This is a genomic window from Aquibium microcysteis, from assembly GCF_014495845.1.
In the GTDB taxonomy this organism is placed as follows: domain Bacteria; phylum Pseudomonadota; class Alphaproteobacteria; order Rhizobiales; family Rhizobiaceae; genus Aquibium; species Aquibium microcysteis.
This window is the reverse complement of the sequence record NZ_CP061080.1, coordinates 2,799,244-2,815,606: the sequence shown is the minus strand read 5'-3', so window position 1 is coordinate 2,815,606 and position 16,363 is coordinate 2,799,244. Positions and strand designations below refer to the sequence as shown.

At 68.4% G+C, this 16,363-nt stretch carries 14 protein-coding genes; 3 read left to right on the top strand and 11 right to left on the bottom strand.

What is annotated here, in order from left to right:
- Positions 1-60: 60 nt before the first annotated feature.
- From fcl to IAI54_RS13035, 8 genes are all read right to left on the bottom strand, one after another.
- Positions 61-1,017, bottom strand: coding sequence for a GDP-L-fucose synthase (gene fcl, locus IAI54_RS13070; RefSeq protein WP_187972747.1), 957 nt, complete (start codon positions 1,015-1,017; stop codon positions 61-63).
- Between the two features lie 4 nt (positions 1,018-1,021).
- The gene (gene gmd / locus IAI54_RS13065; protein ID WP_187972746.1) at positions 1,022-2,104 is read right to left on the bottom strand and encodes a GDP-mannose 4,6-dehydratase; all 1,083 of its coding nucleotides are present in this window, start codon (positions 2,102-2,104) and stop codon (positions 1,022-1,024) included.
- A 166-nt stretch (positions 2,105-2,270) separates the two neighbouring features.
- On the bottom strand, positions 2,271-3,002 hold the full coding sequence (locus tag IAI54_RS13060; protein WP_187972745.1) for a FadR/GntR family transcriptional regulator: 732 nt from the start codon (positions 3,000-3,002) through the stop codon (positions 2,271-2,273).
- Positions 3,003-3,010: 8 nt separating this feature from the next.
- Positions 3,011-3,991, bottom strand: coding sequence for a galactofuranose ABC transporter, permease protein YjfF (gene yjfF / locus IAI54_RS13055; RefSeq protein WP_187972744.1), 981 nt, complete (start codon positions 3,989-3,991; stop codon positions 3,011-3,013).
- Positions 3,988-5,013 (bottom strand): ABC transporter permease, encoded by a 1,026-nt coding sequence (locus IAI54_RS13050; protein WP_187972743.1) that lies wholly within the window; start codon positions 5,011-5,013, stop codon positions 3,988-3,990. Before IAI54_RS13050 ends, yjfF begins: the two co-directional genes overlap by 4 nt.
- The gene (gene ytfR / locus IAI54_RS13045) at positions 5,010-6,536 is read right to left on the bottom strand and encodes a galactofuranose ABC transporter, ATP-binding protein YtfR (protein WP_187972742.1); all 1,527 of its coding nucleotides are present in this window, start codon (positions 6,534-6,536) and stop codon (positions 5,010-5,012) included. The genes IAI54_RS13050 and ytfR overlap by 4 nt, the downstream gene beginning before the upstream one ends.
- Positions 6,537-6,648: 112 nt before the next feature.
- Entirely contained in the window at positions 6,649-7,557 is a 909-nt protein-coding gene (gene ytfQ, locus IAI54_RS13040) for a galactofuranose ABC transporter, galactofuranose-binding protein YtfQ (protein WP_235679405.1), read from the bottom strand.
- A 374-nt stretch (positions 7,558-7,931) separates the two neighbouring features.
- Positions 7,932-9,230, bottom strand: a complete 1,299-nt coding sequence (locus tag IAI54_RS13035; protein WP_187972741.1) for a PQQ-dependent sugar dehydrogenase — start codon at positions 9,228-9,230, stop codon at positions 7,932-7,934.
- A gap of 308 nt (positions 9,231-9,538) precedes the next feature.
- Here IAI54_RS13035 and IAI54_RS13030 point away from each other — a divergent pair, with 308 nt between their 5' ends.
- The 3 genes from IAI54_RS13030 (at position 9,539) to IAI54_RS13020 (ending at position 12,756) form a co-directional block, all read left to right on the top strand.
- Positions 9,539-10,453: a sulfurtransferase gene (locus tag IAI54_RS13030; RefSeq protein ID WP_187972740.1), complete on the top strand. Its 915-nt coding sequence runs from the start codon at positions 9,539-9,541 to the stop codon at positions 10,451-10,453.
- Between the two features lie 95 nt (positions 10,454-10,548).
- Complete coding sequence (locus IAI54_RS13025; RefSeq protein ID WP_187972739.1) at positions 10,549-11,778, top strand: YeeE/YedE family protein; 1,230 nt, start codon at positions 10,549-10,551, stop codon at positions 11,776-11,778.
- Positions 11,779-12,162: 384 nt separating this feature from the next.
- Positions 12,163-12,756 (top strand): DUF6969 family protein, encoded by a 594-nt coding sequence (locus IAI54_RS13020; protein ID WP_187972738.1) that lies wholly within the window; start codon positions 12,163-12,165, stop codon positions 12,754-12,756.
- A gap of 22 nt (positions 12,757-12,778) precedes the next feature.
- Here the strand turns inward: IAI54_RS13020 and IAI54_RS13015 are convergent, their stop codons facing one another.
- The 3 genes from IAI54_RS13015 to coxB are packed head-to-tail and all read right to left on the bottom strand — an operon-like array spanning position 12,779 to position 16,322.
- Positions 12,779-13,141, bottom strand: coding sequence for a hypothetical protein (locus IAI54_RS13015; protein ID WP_187972737.1), 363 nt, complete (start codon positions 13,139-13,141; stop codon positions 12,779-12,781).
- A complete protein-coding gene (gene ctaD, locus IAI54_RS13010; RefSeq protein ID WP_187972736.1) occupies positions 13,138-15,648 on the bottom strand; it encodes a cytochrome c oxidase subunit I in 2,511 nt (836 codons plus the stop codon). Before ctaD ends, IAI54_RS13015 begins: the two co-directional genes overlap by 4 nt.
- Entirely contained in the window at positions 15,645-16,322 is a 678-nt protein-coding gene (gene coxB, locus IAI54_RS13005; protein ID WP_235679350.1) for a cytochrome c oxidase subunit II, read from the bottom strand. The genes ctaD and coxB overlap by 4 nt, the downstream gene beginning before the upstream one ends.
- Between the last annotated feature and the right edge of the window lie 41 nt (positions 16,323-16,363).

The window sequence follows — 16,363 nt, the reverse complement described above, 5'->3', positions numbered from 1 at the left end:
GCGGCGGCGTACCCGCGATCGCTTCGGAAGCACGTGGGCTGACGGAACAGGTGGCGGGCTTTAGGCCGGCGCCGGGTGCGGGTTGCCGGCGCCGGCCGCCAGAAAGGCCCGGTAGGCCATGGCGACGCCAGCCTCGAGCCCGATGGATGGCGCCCAGCCGAGCGCGCGCAGCCGCCCGGCCGCCATCAGCTTGCGCGGGGTGCCGTCCGGCTTCGACAGGTCGTGAACGATGCGCCCCTCGTAGCCCACGACCCTGCAGACCAGCCGGGTGAGGTCGAGGATCGTCACGTCCTCGCCCGAACCGACGTTGACGTGGACGTCGTCCGAGTAGGACGTCATCAGGCGGACGCAGGCGTCGGCGCAGTCGTCGACGTGGAGGAACTCGCGCCGCGGCGTCCCCGTCCCCCAGACGACGATTTCGGGTGCTCCGCCGACCTTGGCTTCGTGCGCCTTGCGGATCAGTGCCGGCATCACATGGCTGGAGGAGAGGTCGTAATTGTCGCCAGGGCCGTAGAGGTTGGTCGGCATGGCGGAGATGAAGTCGCGGCCATGCTGGCGCCGATAGGCCTGGCAGAGCTTGATTCCGGCGATCTTGGCGATCGCGTACCATTCGTTGGTGGGCTCGAGCGGACCGGTCAGCAGCGCCTCCTCGACGATCGGCTGCTCGGCGAATTTGGGGTAGATGCAGGACGAGCCGAGAAACAGCAGCTTGCCCACACCTGACCGATGCGCGGCGTGGATGACGTTCGCCTCGAGGATCAGGTTCTCGTAGATGAAGTCCGCCGGGTACCGGTCGTTCGCCAGGATGCCGCCCACCTTGGCGGCCGCGAGGAAGACCGCGTCGGGCCGGTTGGCGTCGAACCAGCGCTCGACATGGTCCTGCCGGGCGAGGTCGAGTTCGGCGCGCGTCGCCGTCAGGATCGTGCAGTGTTCCGACCGAAGCCGCCGCGCGATGGCGGAGCCGACCATGCCGCGGTGACCGGCGACGTAGACCCTTTTTCCGGCGAGCGGGAACATCGCGTCAGGCGTCCTTCAGCACCGGTTCGGTCCGCATCACCTTGAGATCCTCCTCCACCATCTCGCGACACAGGTCGCGGACGGAGGTCTCGTGCCGCCAGCCGAGCTTCTCGTGCGCCTTTCGGGGATCGCCGACGAGGAGGTCCACCTCGGTCGGCCGGAAATAGCGCGGATCGACCTCCACGACGCATCTTCCCGAAAGCGTATCGTAGCCTTTCTCGTCGACGCCCGACCCGCGCCATTCCAGCGGAATGCCTGCATCCTCGAAGGCCCATTGCACGAAGGTGCGGACCTGCGTCGTCTCGCCGGTGGCGAGCACGTAGTCGTCCGGCTCGTCCTGCTGCATCATCAGCCACATGCCGCGCACGTATTCCCGGGCATGACCCCAGTCGCGCCGGGCGTCGAGATTGCCGAGATAAAGCCGCTCCTGCTTGCCGAGGCTGATGGCCGCAGCCGCACGGGTGATCTTGCGCGTCACGAAGGTCTCGCCGCGCAGCGGGCTCTCGTGGTTGAACAGGATGCCGTTGGAAGCATGCATGCCGTAGGCCTCGCGGTAGTTGACCGTGATCCAGTAGGCGTAGAGCTTGGCGGCCGCATAGGGGCTGCGGGGATAGAACGGCGTCTTCTCCGACTGCGGCACCTCCTGGACGAGACCGTAGAGCTCCGAGGTGGAGGCCTGGTAGAAGCGGGTCTTCTTCTCCATGCCGAGGATCCGGATGGCCTCCAGGAAGCGCAGCGTGCCCAGAGCATCGGCATTGGCGGTGTATTCCGGTGTCTCGAACGACACCATGACGTGGCTCTGCGCCGCCAGATTGTAGATTTCGTCCGGCTGGCTCTCCTGGACGATCCTGATCAGGTTCGTCGAATCGGTCATGTCGCCATAGTGCAGGACGAAGCGGCGGTCCTGCGCATGCGGATCCTGGTAGATGTGCTCGATGCGGCTGGTGTTGAAGGACGAGGAGCGCCGCTTGATCCCGTGAACGACGTAGCCCTTCTCCAGCAGGAGGTCGGCGAGATAGGCGCCGTCCTGGCCGGTGATCCCCGAAACGAGGGCGACCTTGCGGCTATCCGGATGGGCAGACTTCATCTTCCCGTCGTATCCCGCTCGTGAGGCTGATCTTGTCGCGCAGCCTTATCGGCGCAGCGCGGCGGGCACAACACCAAAGCCACTGCATAGCTAAAGGCCCTGCCGGCTGCGGCGAGGCATTCGCGCCCGGGCGGGTCCGGCGCGGGCGCTGCGGCAGAGGGCGGCGTCACGCGGTCGGCGCGGAGACCCGGTGGGCGACGCGTTCCTTGCCGTCGATGATGACGGCGCCGACCGCGGCGGCGGCGGCATCCGGGTCGGCAGCCGCGATGGCGTCGACGATGTGCCGGTGCCGCAAGGCGGTCCGCAGGTGTCTTTCCGGTTCGCCGAACGGCGAACTGAGCTTGAAGCTCGTGACCAGCGCCGCCTCGATCAGGTTGCCGAGGGAGTAGAGGAACGGGTTCTTCGCGGCTGCCAGCATCGCCAGATGGAACTCCAGATCGGCGAGCGCGAAGCTCTCCATCGAGGTCGCCGTGCGCATCCTCTCGGTCGCCGCCGTCATGGCGGCTATGTCGTTCCTGGTGGCGTGGCGGGCGGCAAGCCGGGCCGCGTAGGGCTCGAAGGCAAGGCGGATTTCGCTGAGGTGGGTGATGAACTGGCCGTCGATGCCGCTCTCCAGGTGCCAGGTCAGCACGTCGGCATCGAAGAGGTTCCACCGCGTGCGCTCGGTGACGCGCGTGCCCACCCGTGCGCGCGGAACGACGAGGCCCTTGGCGGTGAGCGTCTTCATGGCCTCCCGCAGGACAGTCCGGGAAACGTCGAAGCGGTCGGCCAGTTCGGCGTCCCCCGGCATCAGGCTGCCGGTGGGGTAGAGCCCGCCGACGATCGCCTTGCCGAGTTCGTTCACCACATGCGAATGACTGTTCCGGACGATGTTTCCCGAGATGGCTGTCTTGAGCATCACGTTCCTCAACCGGGCCTGTCTGCCGTGCCGCGTTCGCGGGTGGAGAGCAGGACGAGACCCTTCTGCAGCAGAATGAACGCAAAGAGCAAGAATCCGATGACGATCTTCGTCCACCAGCTCGACAGGGTGCCGTCGAAGACGATGTAGGTCTGGATCAGACCCATGATGAGCACGCCGACGAGCGTGCCCGCCACGAAGCCGCTGCCGCCGGTGAGCAGCGTCCCGCCGATGACCACGGCGGCGATCGCGTCGAGTTCCACGCCCACGGTGGCGAGCGAGTATCCGGCGGAGGTGTAGGTGGCGAAGACGATCCCCGACAGGCCGGCGAGGAACCCGGACAGGGCGTAGATGGCGATCGTCGTGCGGGCGACCGGCACGCCCATCAGCGAGGCCGTGGCCGCCCCGCCGCCGAGCGCGTAGACGTTGGTTCCGAACCGGGTGCGGTGGGCGAGCACGATGCCGGCAAGAAAGACCAGCAGCATGAGGCCGCCGATGAAGGTCAGGCGGCCCTTGCCCGGCATGAGCCAGTAGGCGTTCTTCAGGACGTCGAAGAACGCGTGGTCGATCGGCACCGCGTCGATCGAGATGACGTAGGCCATGCCGCGCGCCAGGAACATGCCGGCGAGCGTGACGATGAAGGGCGGCATCTCCAGAAAGTGGATCGCCGCGCCCATGCAGGCACCGAACAGCGTGGTGATGACGAGCAGCAGGACGAAGACCGGGACCGGGTGCAGGCTCGTGTCGCGCAGCATCACGGCGATGAACACGCCGGAGAAGGCGATGACGGAGCCGATCGACAGATCGATGCCGCCGGACAGGATGACGAAGGTCATGCCGACCGCCGCGATGCCGAGGAAGGCATTGTCGGTGAGCAGGTTGCCCACGACGCGCGTCGACAGGATCGCCGGAAACTGGACGTAGCAGACCGCGTAGGCGGCAAGGAAGATCACCACGGTGGCGATCAGCGGGAGCATGCGGGCGTTCATTGGGTCACCGTGCGCGTTTCGCTCGTATCGGTGCGGGGCCGGCGCCGGAAGAAGAACGCCGCGGTGCGCGTGGCCGGCGACTGCAGCACCAGGATCGTCAGCACGATCAGGGCTTTGATGACCAGGTTGAATTCCGGCGGGAACCCCGACAACAGGATGCCGGTGTTCATGGCCTGGATGATCAGTGCGCCGATGAGCGAAGCCACGATCGAGAAGCGGCCGCCCAGCAGCGACGTCCCGCCGATGACGACAGCGAGAATGGCGTCGAGCTCCAGCCAGAGCCCGGCATTGTTGGCGTCGGCGCCGCGGATGTCGGCCGCGGCGATGATGCCGGCAAGCGACGCGCAGAGGCCGGAGGCCATGTAGACGGCGATCAGCAGAACCCGCGAGTTCACCCCCGCCAGCGTGCTGGCCCTCAGATTGACGCCGATCGCCTCGATCAGCATGCCGAGCGCCGACCGGCGGACGACCAGGGTGACGATCATCCCGGCGATCATCCAGATGACCACGGGGGTCGGCACGGTGAGAACAGAGCCGGAGCCGATGAAGATCAGGCTTTCCTGGTTGAAGGTGAGGATGGCGCCCTCGGTGATGAGCTGGGCGATGCCGCGCCCGGCCACCATGAGGATGAGGGTGGCCACGATCGGCTGGATGCGCAGGACGGCGACGAGGATGCCGTTCCACAGGCCGCAGACGAGCCCGGCGGAAATCGACAGGGCAAGAATGGCGGGCAGGCCGTAGCCCTGCGTGCTGCCCCAGGCCGCGGTCGCCCCGCAGATCGCCATGACGGCGCCGACCGACAGGTCGATTCCGCGCGTCGCCATGACCAGCGTCATCCCGATTGCCAGCAGGGCAACCGGCGCACCGCGGTTGAGGATGTCGATCGGGCTGCCGTAAAGCCGCCCGTTGGCGATCCGGACGTCGAAGAAGCCGGGAAAGAAGACCGAGATCAGCACCAGGATGCCGGCCAGGATGGCGAGCTGGGGCGCGATCCGGCGGAGAAAGCGCGTCGCGCCGTTCATGCCTGCTGCTCCGCGTCGTGCGATGCGATCGCCTTGACGATGTTGCCGGTGGTGATCTCGGCGCCGGCGAGTTCGGCGACGTGGCGCCGGTCCCGCACGACGATCACCCGATGGCTGTAGGCGACCAGTTCGTCGAGCTCCGACGAGATGACGAGAAGCGACATGCCCTGGGCACAGAGATCCTCGATCAGCCGGATGATCTCGGCATGGGCGCCGACGTCGATGCCGCGGGTGGGCTCGTCGAGGACGAGGAAGGTCGGGTTGGTCGCCAGCCAGCGGGCCAGCATGACCTTCTGCTGGTTGCCGCCCGACAGGAGCCCGACCGGTTTCTCCGCGTCGGACGTCCGGATGTCGAGGCGGCGGATGAACTGGTCGGCCAGCTCCGCCTGGCGCCGCGGCGGGATCGGCCGCGACCAGCCGGCCCGCGCCTGGAGGGCGAGCACGATGTTCTCGCGGATGCTGAGATCGCCGATGATGCCGTCTGTCTTGCGGTCCTCGGGACTGAAGCCGAACCCTGCGCCCACGGCATCGCGCGGCGACTTCAGGTCGATCCGCTCGCCGTCCCGGCGCAGGCTGCCGCTGTCGTGCGGCGTCACGCCGAAGATCGTTTCGGCGGTTTCGGTGCGGCCCGACCCCAGCAGTCCGGCCATGCCGATGACCTCGCCGCGGCGGACCGTCAGGTCGAACGGCGCGACGCGGCCGCTCCGCCCGAAGCCTTCGAAGGAGAGATGAGCGCCGCCGGAGGGGGCGTCGGTGCGGCCGGTCTCGCGCGTCTCCTGCTCCAGCTCCCGGCCGAGCATCATGTTGACCAGCTTCATCCTGTCGATCTGGGAGACGGCCTGCGTCCCGACCAGCCTTCCGTTGCGCAGGACGGTGATCCGGTCGCAGATGTCGAAGACCTGATCGAGAAAGTGCGAAATGAAGACGATGCCGAGGCCGCGCCGCTTGAGGGAGCGGATGACCTCGAAGAGCATCTGCACCTCGTTGGCGTCGAGACTGGCCGTGGGTTCGTCGAGGATCAGAACCTTGCCCGAAAGGCTGACGGCCCTGGCGATCGCGACGATCTGCTGGACCGCGACCGAATAGGTGTCGAGGTTGCGCGAGACGTCGATGTCGAGGCCGTAGTGGGCCAGGGTCTCCCGCGCCTGGCGCTTGAGCCGGCCCTGGCTGACGAGCCCGAAGCGCCGCGGCTGGTGTCCAAGGAAGAGGTTCTCGGCGACCGTCAGGTTGGGCAGGAGGTTGACCTCCTGATAGACCGTGCCGATGCCAAGACCCTGCGCGTCCAGCGGGTCCCGGGGGTGGATCAGCTGGCCTTCCAGCCGGACGTCGCCCCCGTCGCGGCGATAGGCACCGGTCAGGCACTTGATCAGGGTCGACTTGCCGGCGCCGTTCTCGCCCAGCAGCGCATGGACTTCGCCCGCCTGCAGCGTGAAATCGACGGCATCGAGCGCGATCGTGCCTGGAAACCCCTTGGAGACCGCCTCCGCGCGAAGGAGCGGTGGATTTTCGGCCACTGTGTTCATCCTCGACTTGATAGCATACCGATGGACCCGCCCCGAAGACGTGCATCGGAACGGGCCGGTCGATCGTGATCGGCGCCGCGCTCCAGGGCGCGGCGCCGATGCCTCGGGAGGATCAGTAGCCGAGATCCTTGCGGCGCTCGTACTCGCCCTTCGGATCGTCCGCCTGGGTGTAGAGCTTGGACTCGGTCTGGATGAACTTCGGCGGCATGGTGCCGTCCTTCATGAAGGCGGCAAGGGCGTCGAAGGCGGGGCCGGCCATGTTCGGCGTCAGTTCGACGGTGGCATTCGCCTCGCCGGCGGCCATGGCCACGAAGATGTCCGGAACGGCGTCGATGGAGACGACGAGGATGTCGGTTCCCGGCTTCAGGCCGGCTTCCTTGATCGCCTGAATCGCGCCGACGGCCATGTCGTCGTTGTGGGCGTAGAGCGCGCAGATGTTGGCGCCGCCGCCTTCGGCCTTCAGGAAGCTCTCCATGACTTCCTTGCCCTTGGTGCGGGTGAAGTCACCGGTCTGGCTGCGGACGATCTTGATGTTGTCGTGACCCTTGATGGCGTTCTCGAAGCCGGTCTTGCGGTCGATCGCCGGGGACGAGCCGGTCGTGCCCTGGAGTTCGACCACGTTGCACGGCTTGCCCGCAAGCGTGTCGACGAGCCATTTGCCGGCGACCTCACCCTCGTGGACGAGGTCGGAGCCGACCGCCGTGAGATAGAGATCCTTCGAGGAATCGACCATGCGGTCGAGGAGCACGACGGGGATCTCGGCCTCCTTCGCTTCTTCGAGCACCGAATCCCAGCCGGTTGCGACGACCGGCGCCAGCAGGATGGCGTCCACGCCCTGGGCGATGAAGGAGCGCACCGCCTTGATCTGGTTCTCCTGCTTCTGCTGGGCGTCGGCGAACTTCAGGTCGATGCCGCGCTTCTCCGCCTCCTGGCGCGTCACCGTCGTCTCGGCCGCCCGCCAGCCGGACTCCGATCCGATCTGAGAGAAGCCGATCGTCTGGGCAAGCGCGCCAGACGACATGAGTGCGATAGAGACCAGCGCGCCTGCGCCGATCCCGGCCATCTTGAACAGCATTTGAGTCCTCCCTGGAAACTGCACGGGCCTATGCCCGAGCGAGAAAAAATCATACTATATTATTTTTGTAAACGCCCAAATTTGAAGGCCGACGCCCGCGGCGACGAGAAGTTGTGCGCGTCGGGTGCTTCCGGGGTTCGACCGGCGGTGAGCCGATGCAGGCGCAGACGAGGCGCGAACGCCAGCATTCCGCGGCAGCGCGGCTGCCGCGGCCGTTATTTGAACGTCCGGGTTTTCGTCCCGCCGGAGGGTCGGCAGATGCCGCCGGTGCGGCGCAGACGGCCGCTAAGCCGGCCTCGCGCGGATGCGGAAGGTCGCCGTCAGGCGCCGGTGACGCGCCACAGGACGTCGCCGACGTCGTCGGCGACGAGGAGCGATCCGTCCGGCCCGAGGGTGACGCCGACGGGCCTGCCGTAGGAGTACTTCTCGTCGGGCGACAGGAAACCCGAGAGGATGTCGCGCGAGGGGCCGGAGGGCCTGCCGTTCTCGAACGGCACGAAAATGACGCGGTAGCCCGAGAGCGTCGAGCGGTTCCACGAGCCGTGCTGGCCGATCACCATGCCGTCGGGGAAGCCGGGCAGCGTGCCGGCCGGCATCCAGCACAGGCCGAGCGAGGCCGTATGACCGCCGAGCGCGAAATCCGGTGTGAGCGCCCTGGCCACCATCGCGGCGTCCTGCGGCACACGGTCGTCGACGATGCGATCCCAGTAGCAGTACGGCCAGCCATAGAAGCCGCCGTCGACGACCGAAGTGAGGTAGTCAGGCGGCGTCTCGTCACCGAGGCCGTCGCGCTCGTTGACGACGGTCCAGAGGACCCCCGTCGACGGTTCCCAGGCGAGCCCGACCGGATTGCGCAGCCCCGAGGCGAAGACGCGCTGCCGCCCTGCGGCGATGTCGTATTCGTAGATGGCGGCCCGTCCTTCCTCCGCCTCCATGCCTTCGTCGCCGATGTTGGAGAGCGAGCCGACGCCGACATAGAGACGCGTGCCGTCGGCGGACGGAAGGATGGAGCGGGTCCAGTGGCCGGCCGGCTTGTAGGAGGCGAGACGGCGGCCGGGCGCCTCGATGCGGGTGTCGCCGTCGGAATAGGGGAAGGCGACCAAGCCGTCGGTGTTGCCGACATAGAGCGTGCCGTCGAGCATCGCCATGCCGAAGGGGTGGTTCAGGCCGTCCAGCAGCACGTGCCGCGTCTCGGCGACGCCGTCGCCGTCGGCATCGCGCAGCAGCGTGATGCGGTTCGGGCTGTCGCCGAGGGCGGCGGCGCGACGCATCGTGGCCGACATGGCATAGTCGAAGACGGAGCTGATGCCGCCCGGCACCGACAGCGCCTCGGCGGTCAGGACGTCGCCGTTGGGCAGGACATGGATCCAGCGGGGATGCTTGAGGCCGGCGGCGAAGGCGTTGACCTTCAACCCCGGCGCGGCGACCGGTGTGCGGCCGGCGTCCCAGCCGCGCGCCGTCGGCATCTTGAGCGTCGGGATGGCGCCCTGGGGGCGGGCAGGGGGGATTGCCGGTCTGTCGCCGAAGGCCTGGGCGAGGACGCCCTGGCCGCGATGGCGTATCCTGACCATGACGCCGCCGACGAGAGCGACGAGTTCGGCGAAGAGAGAAGTGGCCATGGCTGCGGTTCCTGACTGGCGTCCTCCCGCCTTAGACCATCGGGCGCCGAAAGGGAAACCGGAGGTGCGCGCACGCCAGCCGCCACCTGTCCGGAGACGGCCACGCCGCGAACGTTTTTTGTCGCGCGCGGATCGAGGCAGCGCCCAGGTGGACTTCCATTCCTGATTTCGAGGCAATTTTGGAACGGGATTCGAACGGGCGCAGGTTCGAAAGCCCGCCATGCCCTGACCCGCCTCGGCCGTTCCGATAGAAGGATGTCACGGGACTTCACCGCGAAGTCCGCCATCACAGACCGGGAGACCCACAGATGCGCCTCGCTTCACTGGCCCTCACGCTCGGCGTGCTCGCCGCGCCCGCCGCCTTCGCTTCCGACGTCCGCCCCCTGGTGGATGCCGAGTGGGTGAAGGCCCATGCGGGCCAGGAGAACGTCGTCCTCCTCGACATCCGTGACAAGGTCGCCGAGACCGATCTCGGGACGACCCCCTATATCGACGGCGCGGTCGTCGCGCCCTATGCCACCGCAGGCTGGCGCACGGAGCTCAACGGGGTTCCCGGGATGCTGCCGCCGGTCGAGCAGATCTCCAAGCTCATCGGCGACCTCGGCATCGATGCCGACGATCACGTCGTCATCGTACCCTGGGGCACCGACTCCAGCGAGTTCGGCGGCGCGACCCGCGTGTACTGGACCTTCAAGTATCTCGGCCATGACGAGGTCTCCATCCTCGACGGGGGCTGGCGCCAGTACGATGCGGCCGGCGGCAAGCGGTCGGCGGAGCCGGCGAAGCCGACGCCCGTGACCTTCGAATACGATCTGCAGGAGGATCTCCTGGCAACGACCGAGGAGGTCGCCGCCGCTCTCGAAGCAGGCACGAAACTGGTCGACGGCCGACCGGCCGAGCAGTTCGAAGGCAAGTCGAAGAGCCCGGTCGTGCGCACCGAAGGCACGATCCCTGGCGCCGTCAACATCAAGCACAGCGACCTCTACAGCGCGGAGTACGCCCTGTTTGCCCGTCCCGAGACGGTGAAGGCGCTGTCGGAGGCCGTGGGCCTCGGCGCGGACGAGAAGAACATCGCCTTCTGCAACACCGGCCACTGGGCTTCCGTGGCCTGGTTCGGCCTGAGCGAGGTGCTGGGCAACAAGAACACCTCCATGTATGACGGCTCGATGGCCGAGTGGACCGCCGATCCCAAGCGTCCGGTCGAGAACCGCTCGGGCACCTGAACCTTTCCGACGGGCGTCACGAATGCATGCGAATGTCCGGAGCGATCCGGACATTCGGCGTTTTCGAGCAAGCGACAGAAGCGGCAGACTCCATCATGACCGACATCCCTCTCGACCGATCGCCTGCGGATCGACCGCAGATCGCGCTCCCCATGACCATCGACCGCGCGCCGGCGCTCGTCGCAGCCGGCGGGCTCGTCCTCGGCTTCGCGGCCATCGCAGGCCTGATCGACCTGCGCCAGGCGGCGCTTTTCCTTGTGGGCGGGCTGCTTGGCGCGGCGCTCTATCACGGCTCCTTCGGCTTCACCGGCGGCTGGCGCCGCTTCGTGGTCGAGCGGCGGGGGCGAGCGGTGCGGGCGCAGATGCTGATGATCGGCATTGCAGCGGTGGCGATGATCCCGCTGCTGGCGGCGGGCAGCCTGGGCGGCAAGCCGCTGGTGGGCGCCCTGGCCCCGGTCGGCGTCTCCGTGCTGATCGGCGCCGCCCTGTTCGGGCTGGGGATGCAGCTCGGCGGCGGCTGCGGCTCGGGCACGCTGTTCACCGTCGGCGGCGGGTCGGCGCGCATGCTGGTTACCCTCGTGTTCTTCATCGTCGGCGCCGTGATCGGCACCGCGCACCTGCCCTGGTGGCTCGAACTGCCGTCGCTCGGCGTCATCGATCTCGGTCGCGCGTTCTCGACCGGCACCGCCGTCTTCGCGACGCTGGCCGCGCTCGGACTGGTCGCGCTCGCAACCGCGCTGGTGGAGCGGCGCGCGCATGGCGACGTGGAGTGGGAGGCGACGCCGCCGCGGGCCGGCTGGGCCTGGCTCGTCAAGGGACCATGGCCGCTGGTCGGCGCCGGGCTGATGCTCGCCGTGCTCAACGTCGCGACGCTGCTGCTCGCCGGACATCCCTGGTCCGTGACCTTCGGCTTCGGCCTCTGGGGCGCGAAGATCGCACAGGCGGCCGGCATTCCGGTCGAGAGCTGGGCCTTCTGGACCTGGCCCGGGCCGCAGACGGCGCTGTCGTCCAGCGTGCTCGCCGACGTCACTTCCGTGATGAATTTCGGGATCATCCTCGGCGCCGCGCTGGCCGCGAGCCTCGCGGGGAAGTTCGCGCCGAAGGCGAAGCTGCCGCTCGGATCGCTGCTCGCGGCCATCGTCGGGGGCCTCCTGATGGGCTATGGCGCGCGGCTTTCGTTCGGCTGCAACATCGGCGCCTTGTTTTCCGGCATCGCCTCGGGCAGCTTGCACGGGTGGCTGTGGTTCGCCGCCGCCTTCGCCGGCTCGTTCGCCGGCGTTGCGGCGCGTCCACTGTTCGGTCTCGACGGGTTCAAAAGGACATGAGCGCCAGAAACACACTGCTCTTCGGAGCCGCGCTCGCGGCCGCCACGGCCGCCGTCGCGGTCGATCACGCGCGCCATCCGGTGCCGAGGGCGCAGGAGCCGATGCAGACCGCGCCGGCCGCGGGAGCGGCGCCCTGCGCAGCCGCGGCCCCCTGTGCGGCCGGTGCGCCGCGGTTGAGCGCTCCCGCGGCTCCGGCGGCAGCCCCCTGCGCCGCCGCCGCGCCGTGCGCCGCCGCCGCACCCAGGCTCGCGCCTCCGCCTCCGCCGGCCCCTCCGCCCGCCTCGCCGGCCAAGCTCGCGCCGCCGCCGCCGCCGGCTGCCCCGCCGGCATCCCCGGCCAGGCTCGCTCCGCCGCCGCCGCCCATGCCCCTTCCGGAGACGACGAATGGCTGACGATCGGGAGCACGCCATCGGCGAGATCAGCTTCTGCGAGAGCGTTCTCGCCAAAGGCGGTCTCAGCGTGCTCACCGAAACGTTTCGCGAAACGTCGACCATCGCCGCATGGGAGCATTATCCGCCGGGCGACGTCTTCGATCCCGTGAGCGGAGCGCAGTGGTTCTACCATTGCCATCCGGCGGAGGAAGGCACCGTGGAACACGGTCATTTCCACTGCTTCGTGCGGCCGGACGGGGTGGACGGGCCGATCCATCATCTCGCCGCCGTCGGCGTGGATGCGCACGGACGGGCGCTGCGGCTGTTCACGGTGAACCAGTGGGTGGTCGGGGACGACTGGCTGGACGCGGAGGGGACGATCGCGCTGCTGCCGCGCTTCGACGTCCACATGCCGCGCCCGTCCTACCTCGTGAACCGATGGCTGACCGCGATCTTCTTCGCCTACGAGGCCGAGATCGCCGATCTCATCCGCGCCCGTGACGAGACGCTGGCGCAGCACCCCGTCACAGAAGGGCTCGACGTCCGGCAGGACCGGTCGCTCGAAGTGACGTCGGAGATGCTTTTCGAGCCTCAGCCGGCTGACTGAGCCGATCGGCGGCATCGGTTCCTCAACAGGGGCTCAGCCAGACGACGCCGCCGAAACAGACGATGGAGGCGGCGGCCGACAGCAGCGCCAGCCGCCGCGCGGCGGTGTGCATGAAATCGACGGTCCCGGCGTCTTCGTCGTCGCCGCCCGGTGCGGCCGCCTTCAGCTGGCGCACGAGCACCGCGTGGCCTCCCATGACGAGCGCGAAGAGGGCAAGGAGCACGGCGCGCTGAAGCGTCAGCGGCCCGACCAGCGCCGTCTCGTCCCAGCCGAGGCCGCAGCCCGTCGCCTGTGCGCCGTAGACGGCCAGAAACGCCACGCTCCACAGCACGAAGCCGGAGACGACCGCCGCAAGGGGCGCGATCTCGCGCATCTGGCGTCTCATCCGTCCGCTCCGGACGCGCCGAGTTCGGCCATCAGCCACCAGAAGGCGAGGGTGACGACCCCCGTCGCGAAGGCGTAGAGATGGACGAGCAGGCCGATGCGCAGGTCGAGCAGGCGCGCGGGCGAGACCCAGCCGGCCGCGACGCGCCACAGGCCGTAGCAGGCGAAGACGAGGCCGATCATCGCATGCAGGGTCGCGTAGGAGAGGGCGACGAAGACGGTCGCGGCGGCGGCGTGTGCGGTCGGATCGGCGATGGATGCCGCGGACCAGGCGAAGAAGGTGGCGCCGGCCGCATGCAGCGCAGCGGTGAGCGCCAGCGGCGCGATCCGGCCCGCCGCTCCCGCCCCGACACTGCCCAGGGCGGCGAGGCCGCCGATCATCAGAACGGCCAGAATGGCGAGGCTCGGAACCAGATCAGGCCGCGGCATGGCGGGCGGTGGCCATCCGGGCGCCGAGATCCAGAGGAAGAGCCCTCCGAACGCCAGCGAGGCGAACAGCGTCGCATCGGCGATCAATGCAAACATGGTGGCCCAGATCGATGGAGCGCTGGGGCTTTCGAAATGCGGGGGGACCGAGACGCCGAGGCCGATGGGCTCCGGCCCCGTGTCCGCCTGCCTGCCCCGCCCGACGGTCCAGCGAAGGAACAGGGCGACGACCAGGAGCGGCGCGAAGGCGGCAACCCAATAGATCTTGAAGAGCATGGCGAGGAAGAAGACGCCGGTGCCGATCGCCGTGATCAGGGGCAGGTAACTCGGTCGCGGCAGTTCCACCACCTGTTCGACACCGCCGCCGATCGCTTCGACGGCGAGGGTTTCCATGCGCCCCTTGCGCACGAAGCCCAGATAGCCGCGCCCGGCTGCGAGCTCGGCACCCACGTCGTCCGGGCGGAGCGTGTCGGCGCGGGCCTCGACATGCGGCAGGGAGGCGAAGGCATAGGCGGGGGGCGGCGTCGGCATCGCCCATTCGAGCGTCTGCGCGCGCCAGGGATTGCGCCGGAACGCCTGCCCGAAGCGGAAATGCAGGGCGAAGTCGAGCAGCACCAGGCCGAAGCCGATCGCCATGATGAAGGAGCCGACCGACGAGACGAAGTTGAAGATCTCGAGCCCCGGCTCCGCGGGATAGAGGTGCGCCCGGCGCGGCATGCCGCGAAGGCCGGTGAGATGCATGATGAAGAAGGTGACGTTGAAGCCGATGAAGATCATCCAGAAGGCCGGCTTGGCCAGGTGATTGACCGCCATCCGGCCGGTCATGTGCGGCACCCAGTAATAGGCCGCCCCCAGGACGGGAAAGACGAAGCCGCCGACCAGCACGTAGTGCAGGTGCGCGACGACGAAGTGGCTGTCGTGGGCCTGGATGTCGAAGGGCACCATGGCGACCATGACGCCGGTCAGCCCGCCGATGACGAAGATGAACAGGAAGCCGAAGAAATAGAGCATCGGCAGCGAGAAGCGCGGCCGGCCATGCGAGAGCGTGGCGAGCCAGGCGAAGATCTGGACGGCTGTCGGAATGGCGACAAGCGCGCTCGCGGCCGAAAAGAAACTCAGCGCGAGATGCGGGATGCCGACGAGATACATGTGGTGGACCCACAGGCCGAGCGACAGGAAGCCCATGGCGATGAGCGCCACCACGACGGCCCGGTAGCCGGCGAGCGGGCGGCCGGCGAAGACGGGCAGGAAGGTGGCGATGGCGCCGGCGGCCGGCAGGAAGATGATGTAGACCTCCGGGTGGCCGAAGAGCCAGAAGAGGTGCTGCCACAGCAGCGGATCGCCGCCGCGGGTCGGGTCGAAGAAGGGCAGGTCGAAGGCGCGCTCGAGTTCGAGCAGGATCGACCCCAGAATGAGCGGCGGGAAGCCGACGAGCATCATGCCCGCCGTCACCAGCATGTACCATGCGAAGATCGGCATGCGGTCGAGCGACATGCCCGGCGCGCGCAGCTTCAGGATGCTGACGAGGATCTCGATGGCCGCCGACAGCGCCGAGATCTCCACGAAGGTGATGCCGAGCAGCCAGACGTCGGCGTTGATCCCCGGCGAGAAGACGCGCGAGGAGAGCGGCGTGTACATGAACCAGCCGCTGTCGGGCGCGACGCCGAAGGCCAGCGCCGCGATGATGATGGTGCCGCCGAAGAGATAGCACCAGTAGCCGTAGGCGGTCAGGCGCGGGAAGGCGAGGTCGCGGGCCCCGAGAAGTTTCGGCAGGAGGTAGATCGCCAGGCCCTCCAGCATGGGGATCGCGAAGAGGAACATCATGATGGTGCCGTGCATGGTAAAGACCTGCGCGTAGACGCCTTCTTCCATGAACGGGCTCTGCGAGGAGGCGAGCTGGGTGCGGATCAGCATCCCGAGCAGGCCGCCGATGGCGAAGAAGATCGCCGCCGTCGCCATGAAGCGCTTTCCGATCACCGAATGGTTGACGGCCGCCAGCCTTGCGAGCCCGGGCCCGGTGCCCCAGATCGCCGTGAGCTGCCTGTGCAGGCGGAGCGCCTCGCTTCCTCGCGGCTGCGTCATTCGGCGAAGTTCCTTTCGAGCAGGTCGAGAAAGGCGTCCGGTTCGTGCACCTGGACCTCGAAGCGCATGGTGGTGTGTCCCGTGCCGCAATACTCGGCGCAGAGCCCGCCGAAGGTCCCGGTGCGGTCGGCGAGGAGCCGGACGTGGTTGCGATGGCCGGGCACCGCGTCGATCTTGCCGCCCAGCGCCGGGACCCAGAGGCTGTGGATCACGTCCGCGCTGACCGTCACGACGTCGACGGGTCGGTCGACGGGCATGTGCAGCACGCCGGTGGTGACGGGGCCGCCTTCGACGTCGACGTAGCGGAATTCCCACTGCCACTGCCGAGCATGGGCCTCGATGCGCAGCGGGTCCCCGTCGCCTTCGCGCGCCAGCAGGTGCTCTCCCTGCGCAAGGGAGACGAAGAGCAGGGCGAGCAGGACGGGCAGCGGCATCACCAGGCCGCCCCAGAGGATCCATCGACCGGCGGGCAGCCTGGCGCCCACGGACGGCCTCAGCATCACCAGCGCAAACAGGCCCATGACCAGCGCGAAGAGCACGATCGCGGCGAAGAACATGACCCACCAGAGCCTGGCGATGGCCCGCGCCCCGGGTCCGGCGGGGTCGAGCGCCGAGGCGTCGCCCGCGCAGCCCGCGAGCAGGATCGGCGCCACGAGCGTGACGACAGGGAACAAGAAGGGGCGCGCGCGCCTTTCTGCCGGAACAGGAGATCCCG